Here is a 16,278-nt window from a genome sequence, read left to right as displayed (position 1 = left end):
GCTGGAAGCGCGCCGGACGCTTGCCTCACCCCAAGGCGCCGCTCCCGGCGCGCTTGCCCGGAAACCATCCGCCGACTACCAATCTCAAACCGGCAGACCCTCGTTATGACCGAGGGACCAAAGGGGGGCAGGTCAGGGGCGATAACGGAACCGAATTCGTGCCTCGCGACCTTGTTCTCTGGGCCTACGCAAAGGGTGCGACCCTAGACTTCTCACGTCCCGGAAAACCGAAGGATAACGGGTTCATCGAGGTGTTCAACAGCAAGCTTAGATCCGAATGCCTGAATGCGCACTGGTTCATGAGCCCTTCAGATGCCGGTGAAAAACTGGAGGATTGGCGCAGACACTACAATGACGACAGACCACACAGCGCCATCGGATACAACGTCCCGAGCGTGCTTCACTTTCTCGGTGACGCAACCAGCCCGTCATCGTGAGGAAAGCCCTAAAACTCCAGCCTCGGGTGGTCCAGGGTCGGCAGGCAGAGCAACAACCTGCAGATTCTCGTTATAAACGAGATACCGGCAGGAGCGGGTCATGGCCAATTTCTGGTTCCTGTGCCGTCCGAACTGGTCTTGATCGCCGCGCAGAAAGCGCGCCTCATTCCGATCATGATCGAGGTTGAATGAGATGGGGCGGAACCGCTCGACCCGCCCCCTCAAGATTAACCCTTAACTTTTCTGATTAGTTTCTCAAGAAAGCTTCGGGATTTTGCCTCTGGGGATGCACCCCCTTGTTCAGTCAAACCGGAAACCATGTCTTCCAACTTGTCGATACGTTTCTTGATCACCATGAGAGCAAAGTAGATGTCCTCGATATCGACACGGGCGGCATGGGTCGGTTGTTGCGCAACAGGCGGTTTCGGGCTCGCCACCTTTTTCTTGCGTCCCTGCTTCGCGTAAAGGCTGAACTGGTCTAGATCGTTGTCCCGCGCTGCCAGCAGCATCTTGTAGGTCCGTCCCTCCTTGCTGAAACCAAGGCCCTCTATTTCCTCCAAGGCGTATTGAGATACGATCGGATGCAGTTCGGCAAGAAGGAGGTGTAGATCCTCGTCCAAGGCTTTTTCGCTGATCCACGCGTTCTGCTTGGCAACCCACTCCAGAAGCAATGGCAGATAGGCCTGCCGACCGTTCTGCATCAGCCAATTGTGGATATTGTCGTGATGCTTGAACAGCTTGAACAGGCTGGGACCCACATTGGACATGGTCTGGCCCGGACGGGCCATCCGGTGATAGCACAAGACTTCAGGCAACAGGACGACATTGCGAGCCGAAAGAACGCTGGCCCAATGGAAGGGGTTGTCCTCGAAAAAATAATCGCCGACCGGGAAGCGCAATTGACCGCGTTGAACCATCTCGCGACGATAGATCTTGCGCCAAGGCACGGGTGAGAAGCCTAGGATGCGCCTCCGGGCCTTGTCGTCCAATTCCATCGAGGTGATCGTCTCGATCTGTTCCCAGTTTTTCTTGTCGTCGGAATCGACCCGTTCGCCGGTCACGGCGTTCTGCAGCATGAACTGGCACATGGCCAGATCCGCGTCATGCTTGACTGCCGCACGATGCATCTTCCCGAACATTTCCGAGTCGTAGACGTCGTCGCCATCTGCAAAGCCGATGTAATCACCGGTTGCGATCTCGAGGCCGGCATTCGCGGCCGAGGCTACGCCGCCAATAGTATTCTGAGTGAACAGAACCGGTTTCACCCGATCGTCAAGTTCGGCATAACTCTTGATGATGCCGACGGTGCCGTCGGTCGACCCGTCATCGACAACGATTACTTCGATCTCGCCGATCGATTGGGACAGGATGGATTCTATTGCTTCGGCAATATAGTCTTGAACGTTGTAGGAGGTGACGATGATCGACAGTTTGGGATTGGTGGTCATTTTCAGCCCCTGAAAAGATGATCTTTGATCTTGTTGCCAAGACCAGGTGCGCGGCGGGACTGGATCAGCACGAAATCTTCCAAGTCGATCCGGGACAGCAGTTCGGTGGTCAATTCATCGAACCGGCGGTGCATTTTCTTATCCACGCGGCTTTTGGACCAAGACAGAAGTCGCGTCGCAAACTCCCAAAAAATATGGCAGTAACGGCGCCGCAAATGCGGATAGACAACAAGAAAATCATAAACATGATTCAGCGCATCGAACACCGCGAGCCTTGTCTCGTTTCGGTGGTTGGTGATATTGCCGCCCGATGCCCTGACGATGTGTGAACAAACGACATCCCGCGTGATGACGATCTGATCCGCCATCAGCAACGTGGTCCAATGACCCAAAATGTCATTATTGACCTTGGTGTTACCGAACATCATCTCGGAAGCCTTGTATGTGGCTGTACGGATGATCTTGTTCCACGGATAATTGGTAATCAGCAACGACGAAGAATTGTCTTCCAGCGTGAACGTCTTGCTTTCGAGTTCGCCAAGCGACTTGTCAAAGATCTTGATGTCTTCCTTGTTCATATCCGACCCGAGTTCGGGTTTGTCGCGTTCGTAGGTATAAGCGCAAATTGCGACATCGGCGTGTTCGTTTGCTTCCAGCTTGTCCAGCACGGCGCCGATTGCATCCGGATAGGGGCGATCGTCGACGTCGAAAAACAGCGTGTATTTTCCCTTGACCAGATCCCATCCGCGATTGCGGCAATAGCCCGCTCCGGAATTTGCGGCGAGGCAGACCAATTCGTCTCCCGCCTGACGATCCAAGACCCCTTCAAGGATCCCTGTGCTGCCGTCGGTCGAACAATCGTCGACGAAGACAAGTTGCAGGCCGCGAGGTCGCAATGCCTGAAACTCGTTGCAAAGGCTCTCGACGTGTTCCGCACCGTTGAACACAGGTATCACGACGCTCAATAGTGGTTCGCTCATCACGTGACTTTCATTCTGATCTTGTTAAGGAAGGTGACGGCGTCAGACCGTTTTTGCCATGAAAGTTGCGGCTGTTTGCAGCGCTTCGCCGATGGTCACATCCATGTCCAGATAGCGATAAGTGCCGAGCCGCCCGACGAAAGTAACCTTCGTCTCGGCGGCTGCCAGCGCTTGGTACTCGTCCAGCAGCGCTTTTTCCTCGACCAGGCGGATCGGATAATATGGAGTATCGCCGGGTTCGGCCAAGCGAGAGAATTCACGATAGCAGACGCTGCCTTCGTGGCTTTCCCAAGGGCTGAAATGCTTGTGCTCGGTAATGCGGGTGTACGGAACTTCACGATCACCGTAATTCATGACGGCACAGCCTTGGTAATCCCCCTCATAATCGAAACGTTCGAAATCAAGCGTCCTATAACCGAGGCGTCCCAACTTGTAGTCGTAATAGCCGTCTAGCGGCCCCGACCAGAAGACATGGTCAGCATCCTCCGACATTGATGGATCATAAGTGGTTTGCAGTTCGACCTTGATGTTGGGATGGTCCAAAATCGCCTCGACCATCGCGGTATAGCCATCGCGAGGCATGCCCTGGAACCGGTGGAAAAAATAGTTGTCGTCATAATTAAAACGGACGGGCAACCGCTTGAGGATCGAGGCTGGCAGTTCAGTCGGCGAACAACCCCACTGTTTTTCTGTATATCCCTTGAAGAACGCCTCATAGAGCGGGCGGCCGACGAAACGTAGGGCCTGCTCCTCGAAACTTTGCGGATCCTCAATGCTCAGATCGGCCTGCGCCGAAATAAATTCTCGGGCTTCATCAGGCCGCATGGTCTTGCCGAAGAACTGGTTGATGGTCAGCAGGTTGATCGGCAACGAATAGACTGCGTTCTGCGTTGTCGATTTGACCCGGTTCTGAAAAGGCATGAACGTTGCGAACTTGTTCACATAGTTCCAGACGGTCTCATCATCCGTGTGAAAAATATGTGGGCCATAGACATGCATCATGACGCCTGTCTCGGTATCGCGTTCAGTATGGCAGTTTCCTGCCACATGCTTCCGACTGTCGATGACGCGGCATTGATGTCCAGCTTCGGCCAATTCACGACCGATCACTGCCCCTGAGAGACCAGCACCCACCAATAGAAATCTCATCGCAATCTGTCCCATTCCGTGCCGGATCCTGCCGGTCTGAAGATGTCGACATACGGCTACAGCCCGCATGTCGGTCGGTTACGGGTGGGTTATTGCACAATTTAAGATAGGATGCCAGCTATTGCCGAACTTCTTCAGGACACGAAGGTTCCATTTTATTTGCTTGATTCCATTGCCAATTGTCTAGGCAATTCCGCAATCTCGAGTTGCATTGGAAATTTAATGCTTATGTACTTCGCGATTGGGGCGACGGTATCATTCCAGTAAACTGCCGGTTTTTTATTCAGTTGAAGCAGGGATTGATTTATGCCCCAGATCTTCGCGCATTTCGGCGACCGCCTTGTCGATCAGGCGTTGTTCGTCTTCCGAGATGGGCGCGGGGGTGGTGTTCAGGCGGCGGGCGACCTCGGGGTCCATGTTCAGGGTGGCGGCCATGGGGAAGTGGTCCGATCCGATCGGATCGAGGCGTTGCAGCGATGTCACGGCAATGCCCTCGGTCACGTAGAGCTGGTCGATGGGGAAGCGCAGCCACCAGCGCGTGGCGTCGAAGCTGGCGTACATGCCGCGACCGATGCGAGGGTCCAGGTATTGCCCGACATGCTTGAAGCTGCGCGAGGTGTCGGACCAGGCGACGTCATTGAAATCTCCGGTCACGACCAGAGGTTCGTCCGATGAGGATGCGAACTTGGCCGCGTAATAGATCTGGCGGTCGCGCTTTTCGGTGTCCTCGCCCGGGACGGGGGGGCGGGGGTGCAGGCCGACGAAGCGAAAGCGCCGTCCCTCGGGCGAGGTGAGCCTTGCGAAAAGCGACGGCGTCCGGTCATGGGTCAGATGGACGATCCGGGCCTCGGCCGCGGGCAGGCGCGTCGCGAAGATCATGCCATAGTGGTTGTCCTGGGGCTGGCGGACGACCGTCGTGTAACCGGCCAGGGCAGGCTCCATCGCGTCCAGCCAGGCCTGGTCGGTTTCCATCAGCAGCAGGATGTCGGGGTCGAACTGGCGGATGCGTTCCAGCATCAGGTCGTGACGGTCGTTCTCCATCAGCACATTGGTCGACAGGACCCGCAGCTGGTCCGGCCCTTCCTGGGCCAGTTCCAGTTCGGGCGTGGCCATCACGGTATAGGGGAAGATGCGCGCGACCTGATAGCATAGCGCCGCCGCCATCAGCATGGGGACCACAATGCGCGAGGCGCCGGGCAGGAGCAGGCCCGCCAGCAGGATCACCCCGGCTGCGACCGCGATCTGCACCCGCGGAAAGTCCAGCACCCTGATCCACCAGATGTTGCTGTCCCAGAAGGGCAGGGCCGTCACCACCGCGACGACCGACGCCGCAACCCAGACCAGCCCGACGGCCAGAAGTTTCAGGATGAACTGCAATGCCATGTGACGCCCTTCGGATGATCCTGCCCTGCCATGATCTAGACCGGACAGCGCCCGCACGCCAGCGTGCAGTCCCTTCGGCGGGTTCAGGGGCCTTCGGGATCGCAGAGCCGCAGGATGCGTACCCGATCGGTGCCGGTCAGCGGGTGGTTTGCATAATCCAGCGCGGGCCAGTCATGCGGGTCCAGGTCCACGCGGTCGAAGGCACGCATCAGTCCCGCCCTGGTGCAATCTGCCCCGCAGAGGCGCAGCGCCTCGATCAGGACGGTGGCGGCGGTGCGGCCATAGCGTGACATGGCGTTCCGTGGCGCTTCATCGGCGGGGCGGGGGTCGGTCGCCTGCAGGCAGCGGCCCGGCGCGGGCGGGACCTGCGCCAGCACGTCCAGCGTGGTCAGCAACGTGACGTCGGGCGGAACGCGCGCCAGCAGGTCTGCGTCCAGCACCATGACGGGCCTGTCCGGGGGCAGGTTATCCAAGGGGGTCATCTCGATCAGGCCATGGGGCAGGACATCGGCCAATCGGGCCTGCATGGCGGGCGGCGCCGATACCATCAGGCGCGGATGCTGCCGGGCCATCGCGCGGACCTCTGCGCCAAGGCTGGCAAAGGCACCGCGGGTGGTTGCCGGATCCTCGTCCCCGATCAGCGGATGCAGGGGGAACAGGTCGGGCTGGCCATCCGTCGGGCCGGGGCGCAGGGCACCGATGCGGGCAAAGCCCGTCGTCCGTGACAGAAGGATGCGGCGCCCGAAGACCCCCTGCGGGGCAAGGTCCGCGACCTGGCGCTCGAACGCCCGCCAGAAGGGGGCCAGCGCGGGCTGCGGGGGCGGACGTTGAAAGGTCACGGCCTGGGCAGTGATGCCGATGCGCTGCTCGGTGCCGATCTGCGTCAGATAACCCGTCAGCGCGGCCGCATCCTCGGGCTGACCGAAGGCAAAACGCGGCATGGCCCCGCCGAGGGTGCGGCCGTCGGGTGCGATCCCTTCAGTCAGCGCGCGTGCGAACAGGTCCTGCGTATATCCCAGGGTCTGCAGATGCGGCCAGTCGATGGCGGGGCCGGATTGGACCTCGACGCCGCCTTGGGCGTCATGGCCGTGACAGCCCGCGCAGGAGATGCCACGGGCGGGGCGCAGGCGGTCGCCGACCCGGACCTGCAGGCTGGTGTCCGGCGCGCCCGAAAAGATCGCGCGGCCCCGATCGACCGCCGGATCGGCATGTGCCGCGTAGCCTAGCGCCAGGAACAGCAGGGCGGCCCGGACCCTCATTCGGCATGCTGCGCCAGATCCGAGGCGATCTGGAAGATACGCTCGGGCAGCCATGGGTCGGCCTCAAGCCGGGTCATGTGGCGACCTTGGCCGTCGCCGACGATGACGAACAGCTTGTGATCCTCCAGCGGGCCGCCGTCCCATGCGCCCAGCCTGCGCAGCAGGGGCAGGATCTGCGAGGGCTCTCCGGTCAGGCGCAGCCAGTCGCGGGGGCTGCCGAAGTCGCGGTGGCGTTCCAGCAGATCGTCGGGGCGGTCGCGCGCAGGATCCAGCGTCAGCGTGACCAGCCGGACGGGGCGGTCCAGTTCGTCCCGCCTTTCGTCTATGTCGGTCAGATAGAGGTCGGCCATGCCGCACAGCTCGGGGCAGCGGGTATAGGTGAAATTCAGCACGAAGATCTGGTCGCCCACCGCATCGCGAAACCGCGTGCGGTTGCCGAACTGGTCGATGACGGGTGCATCGGGCAGGCCTGTCGCCGACTGCGTCACGATACCGGGGGATTGGGCCGCGGCGGGAAGGGCGGTCGCAAGGATCAGGGCAAGGTGGCGGATCATGGTGTCACCTCAAGCGTGGTGGGGTTGATGGCAAGGCCGCGCGGCAGGCTCTGATCCAGCGCGACGCTGACGATCCCGCGGGGCAGATCCGCCACGATGGCCCGGTGGCCCCCGTGCGGCTGCGGTTGCGCCACGACCTGCGCGCGCCACCCCGTCTGCAGCGATTGCAGGATCAGCGGCATATGGGTTGGCCAATCCAGCGCCGTTCCGCGCCCGTCCAGCAGGCGCAGGTCGATGGCACGTCTGTCCTGCAGCGCACCGCCGTCATGGGCGGCCAGTTGCAACACCAGTTGCGATTGCATCGGACCCTGAACCTCGACCCGCATGCAGGCCGTGAAGCGCCCCGGACCCGCCGAGACGATCAGCTCATGCGGGCCGCCTTGAGGCAGGACGGTGGCGGCGTGGTAATCGCCGGGGGCGGTCTCGGTCAGGCCGGCCGACAGTTCGGCCATTCCCAGGGGACGCGCCCCACGGATGCGGAAACCGTTCATCGGCGCGGTGGCATTGCCGCTGTCGCGCTTGACGGGAAAGGCGGTGGACAGGCCCGGATGCAGCGCCAGCACCGTCTGGCTGGCATGGCCGCGCGTGGTCTGGATCAGGAAGGGCCCCGCATCTGGCGGCAGATCCGCGACCTTGGGGCCGATCCGCACGGGGCGGGCGGCGGCGGGGGTGCCGCGGCGCGCCTGCTCCAGATCCAGCACGACGACGAAATCCAGGTCCCGCAGCGCCAGGAAGGCGGCGCCCTCGGCGAAGGCAACCTCTCGCAGGGGTTGATCCAGCGGGGCGCGGTTCAGATGCACCGCTTGAACCACTTGGGCGGTCGCCACATCCACGACCGACAGCGCCCCCGACTGCCCGGACCATGCCAGCGCCAGATCGCCCTCGGGCGATGCCGATATTCGGTCGGCGGGGGCGGGCAGGGGCGCGGTGATGCGGCGGTCGGTGCCATAGACGACGCTCAGCTGGTCGCTGCCGTCGGCAAAGAACATCGCGCGCGCCTCGGGCAGATGGGCGATGTCGGTGGCATCCGGCGGGCCTTGCACGGGGGCCGAAAGCCCTGCGCCATCTGCGACGAACCCCGTGCCGCCCCGTGTCAGAACGGCCACGCCCATGAAGCGGCCCAGATCGGCATCGAACAGGGCGGGGCGCAGGGCCAGCACCGGGGCGGGCAGGGTGAACGACGCCCCATCGGGACCGATCAGCCGATCCCCCTGCGCCATCCAGCCATCGGGCGTGACCAGCACCGCGCCGGTTCCGCCCATGTCGGGCAGGGGGCGCGGTTCGGTCCCCGCCGCCGCATCCAGTGTGACGCGCGCGCCCGCCTCATCGGTCAGCACGAAGCCGAAATCATCGCGCAGGGCGGTGATGGCCCCGGGCATCCGCGGCATCCGCACCATGGCCAGCATGTTGGCCGAGGCCAGCGAATGTTCCCAATCCACGATCGAGACCGTCCCGTCGTCATGACGCACCCCGAAAAGCGAGCGTCCCAGATCGGTGGTCCCACGCGGCAGGCTGTCGCCCGCCAGCGTATTGGCGCGGGCGGCATCGCGGCATTCGCCGTTCGACCGCTCGACCGGGCGGATCCAGCCGCTGAGGTGTTCATCCGTCACAGGGCGTTCGCTGGCCGGATCGCGCAGGTGGACCCGGATGCGGAAGGGCGTGCCGGCCACGGGCCGGGCCAGCGGCTGGTCGTCCAGATCGGCAAGGGTGATCTGGACCCGCGCACCGCCGCCGAAGCCCGGATCAAGCCCCTGCGCCGGGGCCTGCGCTGCGGCCACCGACAGCGCCACCCCCGCGATCAGTCGTGAAAGCCGCATGACGTCGCCCCCATGTCGTCCAGTACGTCCAGAACGCCCCATGCGCCCGAAGCCTCGATCTGGCGCGGCCCGTCGGCCCACAAATAGCATCCCGACCGCACCGGCGCCGCGAATGCCGCCGAGATCGCCTTGCCCGGCGCCAGCAGCGCCGAATGCGGGAAGCCGAAGCCCGGCACCAGGTCGTCATAGTCGTTGCCGACGGTAACGAAGGCCCGCTGCCTTGCGCGCCCGCCGGGGTGGATGACGCGGATCAGGACCTCCTCGCCCGGAAGCGCCCAGAGCCGCAGCGAATTCGAGGTCAGGCTGTCCCTCTGCGACCGGAAGTCGATGGGAAACAGTTCGGCGTTCAGGTCACTGTCAGACCGCGGCCCCTGACCGGAAGGGCTGCGCAGCCTGCGATGGAAGGCGGGCGACAGATAGCTGACGGCCTTTTCGCCCAGATCATAGCTATCGTCGCAGACGATACAGTCCTCCACGATGGGCAGGAAGGGTCCGTCTGCGGGGCTGTCGATGGCCAGACGCCGTTCCCCCGAACGGCTGTCCCAGAGGTTCAGCCCGTCCTGATAGAACAGCGCAAACTCGCGGATGCTGCGTTCGGTGCCATCGGCGTCGGTGAAGCTGATCAGGGTGTTGTCGCCCCGCCCGCGATGGGCCTTGCCGCGGAATCCCGGACCTGCGGGCAGATATTCGCCCGACCCGCCGTTCAGAACGGGCCGCCCGTCATAGGTCGCGCCCTGAGGCTCCACCACCAGCGAGCCGAACAGCCCGTGCGGCAGATGGTTGAACAGATCGCCAATCGGCTTCAACGGCACCGCCCCGAAGGCATAGGGAATGGCGCTCAGCGCCGCCGCATCCGGGTCGGGGTGCGATGCGGGCTGCCCCGCGATGCTGGCCCCCAGCCCCTTTTCATCCAGCAGGGCGATGGCGCAATCGACCGTCATCTGCGCCGCGTTCTCCAGCGTGCCGGGGGGCAGGGGGCGGGCGGTGCGTTCGCGCTGCTGGACATGCCCCCAATAGGTCGATCCAAGGATGTGGATGGGGAACTGGCCCGCGCTGGGTTCACGCGGTTCGGGATCCTTCATGGTCATGACGTAATAGTCCGGATCATCGCCCATCAGGATCTGCCGCGCGGTGTCGGTCGCAGCCGCCGTGCTGCCCGCGATGGCGTCGGACGCGATGCCCAGCCTGCCGCAGTTCTGCAGCGCATTGCTGACGGGGTTCGGCCCGAAGTCGGGATCGGTGCTGGCCATCAGGTGGTCGATCAGCCGCCAGTCGACGCGCAGAAGCCCCATGTAGTAATCGGCCCGATGCACCTGTCCCGGCGGGACCGAGGTGGTGCGGTTCACGCCGAAGGGCAGATGCGCATCTCCGCCTCGGGTCAGCATCGACAGCGCCGTGGTGAAGGCGATCCGCGCCGAGGGGCGTATGTCCACCCTGTCGGCCTGGCGCTGGATGCCGGTTTCGGGGTCGGCGTCGCCCCAGTCCGGTTCAAGGTTCAGCTTGACGATGCGCGGCATGGGCGCGTCGCCCAGGCAATCGGTGACGGGGCCGGGGGTGCCGTTCGGGGCGTGGCCGCAAGGCTGGTCGGCCTGCGGTGCCATGGCGTTCACGATCGACAGCGACAGGCAATCGCCCGCATTGGCACGGATCACCATCGGCTGGTCGCGGAAATGCGCCAGCGCCGCATCGCGCAGGTCCTGCACCTTGTCCATCGGCACGCCCTCCGCCAGCCAAGGGGCCACCAGCGCCTCGGGGACATGGATCAGCGCCAGCCCGTTCGGGTCGCGATAGCCATCCGCCCAGGAGGCATAGCGCTGTCCCTGCGGCAGCGGCATGGCGACGGCAAAGGCCCGGATGCGCGGTGCGTTCATCGGGCAATCCATCCCCTGGCGCACCTCGATCTGCCCGCGTCCGTTGTTTGTGGCCTCGGCGGTGTCGGGCAGGGGCCGCAGGGCCGTTCGGATCAGGCATTCTTGGCTGGCCGGGTCGCAGGCGGCGGCATCCTCGATCCGCAATGTTTCGTCGCGGGACGTGGGGTTGTCATAGACGCGCATCAGGCCCCAGGCCCCGTTCCAGATGGCATCCAGCGATCCGAAGTGGAACATGTAGTCCAACACTGCCGTCGGCCTTTCACCTGAATTGACGCTCGCAGCACGGAACTGGACGGAATGCTTGCTGGGGGCCGCCGGGATCTCGAAGTGCTCCGAGATGCCGACCTCTTGCGCGGCGACGAAGGATTCGACGTTGTCGCACAGCGCCACCAGCCGCGAATGATCCATCCAGAAGGCGGCGTCATCGGTGTCGCGCAGCATGCCCTTGCGCCAGCGGTCGTGCTGGCGGGCGATGCTGCCGCGCGCGCGGGTCCGGCAGCCCTGTGCCCAGGTCACATGCTCCAGATCCTCGGCCAGCTCATCCGAGGTCGCGGGATAGCGCTGGTCGATCTGGCGGCGCCATTGCAGACCCTCCAGCGTGAAAGTGTGCTGGACCTCTTGCGCGCCCTGGATCAGGCGGATCTGCACGCGTTCGTCGGAATAGGTCTCCAGCAGCGGCGTGGCGGGATCGCCGTGGCCGCGGTTGCGCAGAGCGGTCGCATCGGCGCTGCCATCCGCCGGGACCGGTTCGGCGGCGGGCGCATCGGCGGGTTGCAGCTCTGGCGCGGTGAACTCGGACCGATAGACATGGGACATGTTCCCGCGCGGATCGGCGGATTGGCTGTCGATGGAACAGTTCAGCGCCGAGGCCGCCGCGACCATGGATGCGTCCAGCGCGGCGTCTTCGGGGACCTCGAGGCCCGGAACGGGCGGGGCATCGGCGGCGGCGGTGGTCGGACCCGCCTGACCCCGGCGCAGGAATTGTAGCACGATGTCGGGCTGTCGCGCCAGGAAGCAGTCGAAGGCGGTACGGGCGTCCTGATCATCATCCTCGCCGGTCATGGCGATGGGGGTCAGGGTCTCGGCGGTCTGGCCAATGCGCAGGGGCACGGGTTCGCCGCGATAGTTCACCAGATAGGGATCATGGTGATCGACAGAGATGCTTTCTGGCCGCGCGGGCGCATTCACCGGACGCGCCATCCCCTGGCCATAGCCCGCGCGATATCGGACCAGCGCCATGTGGCGGCGCAGGGCGGGAACCTCGGGGTCCTCGATCAGGTCGCGGGCGACCATGGCGGGGGGCGCGTCATGCCCCTCGACCACCTGCAACGTGCCGTCGATGGTGTCGCGGGTGACATGGGCGGCGCAGCGGCTTTCCAAGGCACCCTCGGGGTCGGTGGCGTCGCGGTGCTGGGCTTCGCAGACCAGCTTGGCCAGGCCCTTCGGGCTGGGGGCGTCGATGTCCTCGGCAGCGGCCAGCATCGCGCCCGAGGGCAGTTCCCCCGCCGCCGCCGAGATGTCGTCTTCATCCCCATCCGTCGGGTCGTAAAGCAGCGCGAAATCCGCGATCGCCAGCGCATATTCGCGGTAATCGGGGTGCAATTCGTCATCGGGACCGCCGGTGACGATCTTATGCGTGCCGATGCCATCCGTTCCGCCCTCGACCACCTCGGTCGCGTTGGTCGTCATGCAATCGTCGTCCCCGTCGGCGCGGCCATTGCAGACCTGCTTGCCCGCCGGTTCGACCACCAGCGCGGAATAGAACCCGTGCTGCTGGATTGAGGACGGCCCGAAGTGGTCGTGCGAAAACACCGTGCGCATGGTCCGGTCGGCCATCTCGGCGGGGTCATCCGGGTTCTCGACCGACAGGATCGGATCGGCGAACCACCGCTGGACGGTGGTCTGGAACAGATAGGGAAAGCGGCTGCGTTCCAGGTTCCAGATGCGATGCGCGGCCACCGGCTCCCATTCGCAGAAGGTGGCGTCTGCCGCCAGATCCGGAAGATCGCCGCCGTCCGTGGCCAGCGTGGCGCGCACGCGGTCGGCCAGATCGGTCAGGATCGCCTGCGCCTGTGGATCGCCGGTTTCGGCCCATGCGCACAGCCGCGTGGCCAGTTCGTCGGCGGCGAAGGTGCCATCCTCATAGTTCCAGCCGTTGCCCGACCCATCCGCCGAGGTGACGTCGAATTTCACCAGATGGATGTGCTGCCCGATGGTGTCGGTCGGCGTCTGGACCTGGAAATCGTCCAGCTCCAGCTCCTTGGGCAGTTCGTTGGTGTGGCGGAACTGGATGCATTCGCCTGAAAAGGCGCGGAAGAAGAAAGGTTCCTCGCGGGCGCTGGGGCCAAGGTTCTTGTAGCGGTCGGACTGGCTGGTCAGCACGTTGATGCGCCCCTGCGGATCGTGCCAGCCCGCCTTGTTCGTCACGATATCGACCTGCACCGCCGAGGCCGCATAGCGCCGGAACCCCGTCACCGCCGGATCGGGGACGAAATCCTGCCGGTCGGGGTCGAAGGGATCGCCGCGCAAGGCCATCGCCGCCGTCGGATGGCCGCTATCGGGATCGTCCGGATCGCGCCCGGCATAGGCGTCGGGCGCGCCGCAGGGATCGGCGAAGGGCGCACCGGGCTTGGGCGGCGCGCCGTTCACCGCAAAGCGCATCGCGGGCGCATCGGCCATCGGATCGCCGGGCGCGGCGCTGACATAGCCGCCGCGCGTGGCGTCATAGCTGCTGTCGCGGCCATAGACGTCGCGCAGGACCAGCGGGTCGCCCTCGGGCAGCTGGCCGTTGTGGTGGAAGGCCATCGCGCTGCGTTCCAAGGGCTGGCCGTCGCTCTCCAGCAGCCGGATCGAGGCCTTGGCCAGATGACCCGAGAAATCGCCAAGCGCCAGCATCTTGGCCGTGGCACGATACAGCAGATCCTCGACCCGGCGGCGGGTGGCCTCGTCGGTCAGCGCGTCGATGGCCATGTCGGCGGTGGGGACGGTGATGCCCAGCTTGCGCTCGGACCCGCGCGTGACGACATGGCGGCGCAGCCCGCCGCCCGGAATGCCGTCGGTATCGGCGATGTCCATGGGCGGCTGCGGCGCGCGGTGCCCCGCCTGGCCTGCGACGAAGAAGGGATAGCCCGGCACCGCCTGCGCCGCCGTCACCGTGCCGTCATCCGTGGCATAGGTCGGCAGCAAGGGTGCCGCGCGGTCGGGCAGGGGGACGATGGCCGGAATGGGGGTGCCTGCGGCATCGGGGACGAAGCGGCCTTCGGCATCGACCGATCCCTGGCGCGGCTTTATGGCGGTCAGGCGTCCTTCGGGGTCGCGGTCCAGCAGTTCGGTCGACAGCCCCGGCTCGGCCTGCCCGTCGGGCAGACGGCGCGATCCGTCCTCGAAGACGTCATGGACGCGCCACAGCTCCCACATGCCTTGGGCGAAATGCGGATAGAGATGGCAGTGAAAGATCGAATCACCCACCGTCCGGTTGCGGTTCCCGGACCCCAGGCTTTCCCACCACCCCTGACCGGGGGCGGGCGCATCGGCACCCTCGGGGGGGCGATAGTTCGACAGCCCGCCGTGATAGATGCGATAGGAAAAGCCCTGCCGGGGGGCGACCGTCTGGCTGTCCAGATAGGCCCCGCGCCCTTCGTCATTGCCGCCGAACCACTGGTGGGCATGCAGGTGGAAGACATGGGTTTCCTTCGGGCCTGCGTGGAAGTTCCGGAAGACGATCGGATCGTTCAGATAGGAATGATGCACGTTCGAGGGATCGTCGGCATAGACCTCCAGCAGGGCCGGATCGCCGTTGACCCAGCTTTCCAGGAAGAACTCCTCATAGAGGCACTCCATGCAGTCGGCGGCGGGTCCGATGCCCTTGCGGTTGGCCAGGATCATCGCCCCCAGACCGCTGGCCCCATAGTTGATGGCAAAGCCGTCGCTGACGCCGGCCAGCTGGGGGAAACGCTCCAATTCCTCGAAGTTACGGGTATAGAAGGTCTTTAGCTCATCGTGGAAGACGACCGAAAATTCGCGGAAGGCGGCTTTCCCGTCCTCGGCCACGATGGCGTTCAGCGTGTTGTGCACGATCTCGTGGCGGGCACCGCCAAGGGGGGCCAGGATGTTCAGGACCGGCAGGGTCTCGCCACCCACCTGCTGGCGGGCGTCATAGGCCAGCGGGCGGGCGCGGTCGTGGGGCTGGTCGCTGTCCAGATTGGGTGCCCAGACCGCATCCATCCCCGCGCGCGAGGTCTGACTGACATACCATTGCGTTGCGGCCCGGTCCGCGGCCTGAGGCTCGACCGTCAGGCTGCCGAACAGCCCATGCGTCAGCGAACCACCGTCGCCCTCGCCGCCCGAGGGTGCCGCAACCGAGTTGATGAAATACGGCCCCTCGCGTTCGGCGTGCCAGAAGCAATCAACGGGCGCGGCCCCCGGTGCCAGCTGACCCAGCCCCATGCAGATGTCGTCGACCTTGCCCGTACGCGGGTCCTGCAGCGGGCGCAGCCCGTCGATCACGAAGGAAATCCCCCGCGTGCGCGGCCAATCCGAGGGCTCGGACCCCAGTGCGGCATCCTGCGCCGCGCTGTCGGCGGAACAGAGCGCCTGGACCAGCGCGTCGGTATAGCTGCCCTCGGACCCTTGGCGCGTGCCTTGGGACACCAGGTCGCGGATGCCGTGATCGCCGGTGACGCGGTCCTCGCCCTGCTGGCGGCAGAAGGTCTGCGAATAATCGGGCCGGCCCTGCGCATCGTCGAAGCGCAGCAGGTTGTGGACCCGCACATGCAGCACGTCGCCCACGTTCGCGCGCAGGGTCAGCGGGCGGGGCCGCTTGCAGTCGTGCAGGCGCACCTGTCCGGCGGTCAGATCGTCGCGGCGGGCATGGGTGCCAATGTCATCGGCGCAGGCGGTCAGGATGTCCTCGGGCACCGGCTGCGAGGCGGGCACCAGGTCGCGCATCAGGGCGAAGATCATGCCGAAGGGATTGTGCGATCCGAAGCGGTTGTAGACCAGCATCTGGTCCAGCGCGCCGACCTCGGCGCAGACGACGCGGCGGGCGCGGGTGTCGTCGGCATGCAGCTGGCTGAAGTCGCCGGGCGACAGGTCGCAGAACCCCGCAGCCGGATCGGCGGCCTTCGCGGGGGCTGCCCCCAGACCGGCCCAGATCACCATTACGAACACGCATACCCTGAACATCACCCGGCCCCCATTGAAGGATGCAGTATTAATCCAGGGTCACCCATATTAGGGATTCGCGCAAGTTTGTCGGATATATATTTTATATATTAAATGAGTCTTGATTATATTATAGTCGGCGAGACTCCTGATATATGTCAGGCTTGCTCACGTAATTGGTTTCCTTATTAGCGGCGCCAGCGCCATGAGGGGGAGT

9 protein-coding genes are annotated in these 16,278 nt (G+C 64.4%); 1 reads left to right on the top strand and 8 read right to left on the bottom strand.

Annotation, left to right across the window (positions count from 1 at the left end; translation table 11 throughout):
* On the top strand, positions 1-437 hold a 437-nt coding region (locus DDE75_RS17505), incomplete at its 5' end, for an integrase core domain-containing protein (protein ID WP_211659330.1).
* A 227-nt stretch (positions 438-664) separates the two neighbouring features.
* On the opposite strand, the gene DDE75_RS10800 is transcribed toward DDE75_RS17505, so the two are convergent.
* The 8 genes from DDE75_RS10800 to DDE75_RS10765 all read right to left on the bottom strand — a co-directional run bounded on the left by DDE75_RS10800 (position 665) and on the right by DDE75_RS10765 (position 16,082).
* On the bottom strand, positions 665-1,885 hold the full coding sequence (locus DDE75_RS10800) for a glycosyltransferase family 2 protein (protein ID WP_108502371.1): 1,221 nt from the start codon (positions 1,883-1,885) through the stop codon (positions 665-667).
* Positions 1,886-1,887: 2 nt separating this feature from the next.
* Positions 1,888-2,865 (bottom strand): glycosyltransferase family 2 protein, encoded by a 978-nt coding sequence (locus tag DDE75_RS10795; protein WP_108502370.1) that lies wholly within the window; start codon positions 2,863-2,865, stop codon positions 1,888-1,890.
* A gap of 42 nt (positions 2,866-2,907) precedes the next feature.
* On the bottom strand, positions 2,908-4,014 hold the full coding sequence (gene glf, locus DDE75_RS10790) for a UDP-galactopyranose mutase (RefSeq protein WP_108502412.1): 1,107 nt from the start codon (positions 4,012-4,014) through the stop codon (positions 2,908-2,910).
* Positions 4,015-4,293: 279 nt separating this feature from the next.
* Positions 4,294-5,397: an endonuclease/exonuclease/phosphatase family protein gene (locus DDE75_RS10785; RefSeq protein ID WP_108502369.1), complete on the bottom strand. Its 1,104-nt coding sequence runs from the start codon at positions 5,395-5,397 to the stop codon at positions 4,294-4,296.
* A gap of 83 nt (positions 5,398-5,480) precedes the next feature.
* On the bottom strand, positions 5,481-6,656 hold the full coding sequence (locus DDE75_RS10780; protein ID WP_108502368.1) for a cytochrome c family protein: 1,176 nt from the start codon (positions 6,654-6,656) through the stop codon (positions 5,481-5,483).
* Positions 6,653-7,210 (bottom strand): SCO family protein, encoded by a 558-nt coding sequence (locus DDE75_RS10775; protein ID WP_108502367.1) that lies wholly within the window; start codon positions 7,208-7,210, stop codon positions 6,653-6,655. The genes DDE75_RS10780 and DDE75_RS10775 overlap by 4 nt, the downstream gene beginning before the upstream one ends.
* Entirely contained in the window at positions 7,207-9,027 is a 1,821-nt protein-coding gene (locus DDE75_RS10770; protein WP_108502366.1) for a hypothetical protein, read from the bottom strand. The genes DDE75_RS10775 and DDE75_RS10770 overlap by 4 nt, the downstream gene beginning before the upstream one ends.
* The gene (locus DDE75_RS10765; protein WP_162798983.1) at positions 9,009-16,082 is read right to left on the bottom strand and encodes a cupredoxin domain-containing protein; all 7,074 of its coding nucleotides are present in this window, start codon (positions 16,080-16,082) and stop codon (positions 9,009-9,011) included. Before DDE75_RS10765 ends, DDE75_RS10770 begins: the two co-directional genes overlap by 19 nt.
* Positions 16,083-16,278: the final 196 nt, after the last annotated feature.

Origin of the sequence: Paracoccus indicus (assembly GCF_003056335.1) — a bacterium.
Taxonomy (GTDB): domain Bacteria; phylum Pseudomonadota; class Alphaproteobacteria; order Rhodobacterales; family Rhodobacteraceae; genus Paracoccus; species Paracoccus indicus.
This window is presented reverse-complemented; position numbering and strand designations above follow the sequence as displayed.

Excerpts from the sequence above, each read along its gene's own strand:
- DDE75_RS10780 (WP_108502368.1), bottom strand. The coding sequence starts at position 6,656 with ATGAGGGTCCGGGCCGCCCTGCTGTTCCTGGCGCTAGGCTACGCGGCA.
- DDE75_RS10795 (WP_108502370.1), bottom strand. The coding sequence starts at position 2,865 with ATGAGCGAACCACTATTGAGCGTCGTGATACCTGTGTTCAACGGTGCG.
- DDE75_RS10765 (WP_162798983.1), bottom strand. The coding sequence starts at position 16,082 with ATGTTCAGGGTATGCGTGTTCGTAATGGTGATCTGGGCCGGTCTGGGG.
- DDE75_RS10775 (WP_108502367.1), bottom strand. The coding sequence starts at position 7,210 with ATGATCCGCCACCTTGCCCTGATCCTTGCGACCGCCCTTCCCGCCGCG.
- DDE75_RS10770 (WP_108502366.1), bottom strand. The coding sequence starts at position 9,027 with ATGCGGCTTTCACGACTGATCGCGGGGGTGGCGCTGTCGGTGGCCGCA.
- glf (WP_108502412.1), bottom strand. The coding sequence starts at position 4,014 with ATGAGATTTCTATTGGTGGGTGCTGGTCTCTCAGGGGCAGTGATCGGT.
- DDE75_RS10785 (WP_108502369.1), bottom strand. The coding sequence starts at position 5,397 with ATGGCATTGCAGTTCATCCTGAAACTTCTGGCCGTCGGGCTGGTCTGG.
- DDE75_RS10800 (WP_108502371.1), bottom strand. The coding sequence starts at position 1,885 with ATGACCACCAATCCCAAACTGTCGATCATCGTCACCTCCTACAACGTT.